At 72.9% G+C, this 4,004-nt stretch carries 2 protein-coding genes and 2 pseudogenes; 1 reads left to right on the forward strand and 3 read right to left on the reverse strand.

Features of this window, described 5'->3' with window-relative positions:
• Positions 1-365 (forward strand): annotated as a pseudogene (locus AB0G02_RS30790) (MFS transporter); the annotation flags it as partial.
• A gap of 58 nt (positions 366-423) precedes the next feature.
• Here the strand turns inward: AB0G02_RS30790 and AB0G02_RS30795 are convergent.
• From AB0G02_RS30795 to AB0G02_RS30805, 3 genes and pseudogenes are all read right to left on the reverse strand, one after another.
• A complete protein-coding gene (locus AB0G02_RS30795; RefSeq protein ID WP_360800955.1) occupies positions 424-1,377 on the reverse strand; it encodes an alpha/beta hydrolase in 954 nt (317 codons plus the stop codon).
• Positions 1,378-1,620: 243 nt separating this feature from the next.
• Complete coding sequence (locus AB0G02_RS30800; protein WP_360800958.1) at positions 1,621-2,754, reverse strand: ROK family transcriptional regulator; 1,134 nt, start codon at positions 2,752-2,754, stop codon at positions 1,621-1,623.
• Positions 2,755-3,137: 383 nt separating this feature from the next.
• A pseudogene (locus AB0G02_RS30805) lies at positions 3,138-4,004 on the reverse strand (glycoside hydrolase family 2); the annotation flags it as partial.

The raw sequence follows: 4,004 nt of genomic DNA on the forward strand, positions 1-4,004 counted from the left end.
GCTGGTCCTACGCCCTGGGCGTGCCGGCCGTCGCCGGTGTCGTGTTCGTGCCGGGGCCCGCGCTCCTGCTGTTCGTGGCCGCCTGCGCGATCGCGCTGTCCGTGCCGTTCTCGCTGCACATCACGCTCGGCCAGGACTACCTGCCCCGCCACCTCGGCACGGCCGGGGGAGTGACGCTCGGCCTCGCGGTCAGCGTCGGCGGGGTGGCGAGCCCGCTGCTCGGCGCCCTCGCGGACGCCACCTCCCTGCGGACCGCCCTGACTCCGCTGATCGCGCTGCCCGGCCTGGCCTGGCTGGTCGTCCGCACGCTCCGCGAACCCGTCCGCCTGGAGCAGGAGACCGTGCCGCCGCGACCGTCCCGTTGAGCGCGTGAGGCCCGTGCCGTCGATCCGGTGGCACGGGCGCTGCACGGGCGGGCCGGGGTCAGGCCGGGGTGACGGCGTTCGTGGACGAGGGGTCGGCGGCGGCCTCCGCGGGGATCGCCCGGGTGGTGATGGACTCGGTGGCCATGACGTTCGCGTTGGCGGTGCGGGCGTTGGCCGTGATGGCGTCGACCAGCTCGCGCCACAGCGGGCGGGGCAGGTCGTGGCCCATGTCGGGGAACGACAGGTAGGTGGAGTCGGGGACGGCGTTGTGCGTGGCCAGCCCGCCGCTGATGGTGATCAGCGAGTCCTCCGCGCCGTGCACGACCAGGGTCGGCATGGTCAGCTCCCGCAGGCCGCGGGTGCGGTCGACGGCGGCGGCGATCGCGTCGAACTGGTTCTTCGCGCCCTGCGGGTGGAACGCGCGGTCGTAGGAGGCGGTGGCCAGGTCCCGGCGGCGGGCCTCCTCGGTGTTGGCGTGCGTGCGCGACCCGATGACGCGGTAGATCCCGGTGATGTGCTCGATGGCCTCCTCGCGCCCGGGCGGCGTGGGCTCCAGCAGCTTCTGGACGGCCTCGAAGCTGGGCTGCCCGACCAGCGGGTTCCCGGTGGTGCTCATGATCGAGCACAGCGTCCGGACCCGTTCGGAGTGGTGGATCGCCATCAGCTGGGCGATCATGCCGCCCATCGACGCGCCGACCACGTGCGCCCGGTCGATGCCGAGGTGGTCGAGCAGGCCGAGGGCGTCCTCGGCCATGTCGACGAGGTGGTAGAGCGGGCTCCTGCCGTCCACGTCGGCCTTGATCCGGTCCGACAGGCCGCAGTCGCGGTTGTCGAAGCGGATCACCCGGAAGCCCCGCTCGCCCAGCGCGGCGACGAACTCGTCCGGCCACAGGATCAGCTGCGAGTTCAGGCCCATCACGAGCAGCAGTGGTTCGCCCGCGGGATCGCCTTCGTCGCGGTACCACAGGCGGATTCCGTTGGCGTGCGCGTAGGCGCCGGGTTCGTCGGACATGGTGGAGGACTTCCTCTCCTGGTGAGGGCGCGGGTCCGGAGTGGACGGTGGCGTCGAGCGCCGTGCGCCCTTCCTCGGAGGCCGCCGGCGCACCGGACCTCGGATCCGGTGCGGTCGGGATCTCCCGATCCGCTCGCACCGCGGTGCGGGACGGCGGCGTGCTCGCGACCGTCCTGTTCCGACCCTGCTACAGCCGACCGCCGTTGGGCAGTACCTGATGGAGTGCTTTTGGGACGGTGCCGCTCAGCCGCCGGTCACCGCGGACCGGACGGCCAACGCCGCCGCCGAGCGCGCCCACTCGGCGAAGTCGAACGGCTGGACGTCCAGGTCGATCAGGGACGGGTCGTCCTCGTAGGCGTCCTCGATGCCGTCGTGCACGACGTCGCGGGCGGTCTCGTAGAGGGGCAAGCCGTCGCCGGTGAGCAGGACCTTCTGCGGGTCGAGGAAGTTGGCCGCGTGCCCGATCAGCACCCCGAGGGCGTAACCGGCCTCCTCGAACACGCGCTTGGCCTGCGGCTCACCCGACCGGGCCCGCTCGACCGCCTCCTCGTAGGTCGGCGTGCCGTCGAGCTGCCGCAGGATCACGTGGGTCATCAGGTAGCTCGACGCGCAGCCGCGGTGCCCGTAGCCGCACTCCGGGCCGTTCGGGTCGACCAGGACGTGGCTGAAGCGGGGCGGCAGGCCGTGCGCGCCCCGCACGAGCTTGCCGTCGACGATCAGACCGGTGCCCACGCCGGCCCCTATGGTGATCATGACCATGGAGTCCACGCCCGCGCCCGCGCCGAACCAGTGCTCGGCGGCCGTGAGCGCCTGCACGTCGTTGTCCACGGCGGTCGGCAGGCCGGTGGCCGCGGTCAGCTCGGCGGCGAGGGGGACGTCGGCCCAGCCCAGCCACCCGGCGTCGGCGACGACGCCGTCGCGCACCACGCCACCCAGGGTCACGCCCAGCCCCGTGAGGTCGTCGTACCGGGCGGCGACCTCAGCGATGTGGGCCACGACGTCCTCGGGTCGCTTCGAGCGCGACGGCTCGTCCACGGAGGTCACGACCGCGGCCGTCAGGTCGGTGACGGCCGCGTACAGCCGGTCGGCGGTCAGCTTCACGCCGAGGAAGTGGTGGGACTCGCCGTGCACGTGCAGCAGCTCGGAGGGCCGGCCGGTCTGCGAGCGCAGCTCCGTGGCGCCCTCGACGAGCAGGCCCGCCGTGACGAGGGTCTTGGTGACGCGGCTGAGGGTGGGGCGGGACAGGCGCAGGCGCGGGGCGATCTCGGCGCGCGGCATCGGGCCGTGGACGAGCAGCTCCATCAGCACGTCCCGGGCGGCCTCGGACAGGACCGGCCAGGTGGGGTGCGTCGTGCGTGCGGCGGTTCTGGGCGACACCGGTCGAACCTACCCCGGACCAGGCGGCGCCGGTGACCGGAGCCCGGGACTCGAAACTGTTTCGGACCTGCCGTGGCAGCCCGCCGCCAGGTCCTGGTCGAGGTCGGGCAACTCGTCGCGGGTCACCACGTAGCCGGCGTAGGTGAACAACCTGATGTGGCTGCACGGCTACAACGGCCGGCCGCAGTCCTCGTTCTACCCCGGCGAGTCCGTCGTGGACATCGGCTCGGCGGAGCCGGTCCTCGGAGTCGCTGAAGTCCGGACCGCGGATGGCCGGGTACTTGCCGGTGTTGTCGCGGATGTGGCTGATCTCGTGGTCCGGGAGGCGTCGACGACGTGGGCGGCGGTGCCGGTCAGGGCGAACGCAAGGATCGCCAGGAGGCTCAGGCGTCGAACCGGAAGTGCACCGTGCGGTCGTACCGGCTGACGCCCTCGACCCGCCGGCCCTCCGGTCCGAGGGCGTCGGCGGCGTGGAACTTGTTGCCCATGGCGGGGATGCCGTCCAGCAGCGAGATCCCGCCCGCCGGGAACGGGGCCGTCGCGAACATCGGGCTCGCGCCCACCTCGGGCGTGAACAGGCGCAGGAACAGGTTCTCCTGCTCCGCCACGAGGGTGATGGTGCCCTCGGTGGTGCGCAGCGCGGCCCAGTAGGTGTTGGCGTGGTAGCCCTTGAACTCGGGGTACTGCCACAGGCTCGCCCCGGTGGCGGTGTTGTTGTGGTCCTTGGTCCACACGCCGTGGCTCACGCCGCGCATCCGGTTCTTCCACACCCGGTACGGCCCGTCGCCCAGCCACGTCATGCCGAGCACCTTGTGCTCGGGGTAGTCGAGGTTGACGCCCAGGAAGTCGTGGGGGCCGGTGCGGGTGTAGCGGTACTCCAGGCGCAGCCGGCCGTTCGAGTCCAGGCGCCGGCGGACGAGGTCCAGGTCGCCGCTGTAGGTGGCCTGCACGACGTACCCGGTGCCGTCGCGGAAGTGCGTGACGCCGGAGGGCGTCGCCGAGCCGACCGCCAGGGCCGGGCCGTCGGCCGGCGACACGGAGGCGCCGTCGCGGGTGACCCGGAGCAGCCTGCCGGTGGACTTGGAGAGGGTGACCGCCGTGCCGCCCGCGGACAGGGTGACGCTGCCCGGGTCCTCCGTGACGGACGTGGTGCCGGTGCCGGGGGTGACCACCCGCCGGGCGATGTCGACCGCCTTCTTGACCCGCCACGTCCAGGTGTCGACCGTGCGGCCCGACGGGTCGAGGACGTC

The organism is Actinosynnema sp. NPDC023658 (genome assembly GCF_040639995.1).
GTDB lineage: Bacteria > Actinomycetota > Actinomycetes > Mycobacteriales > Pseudonocardiaceae > Actinosynnema.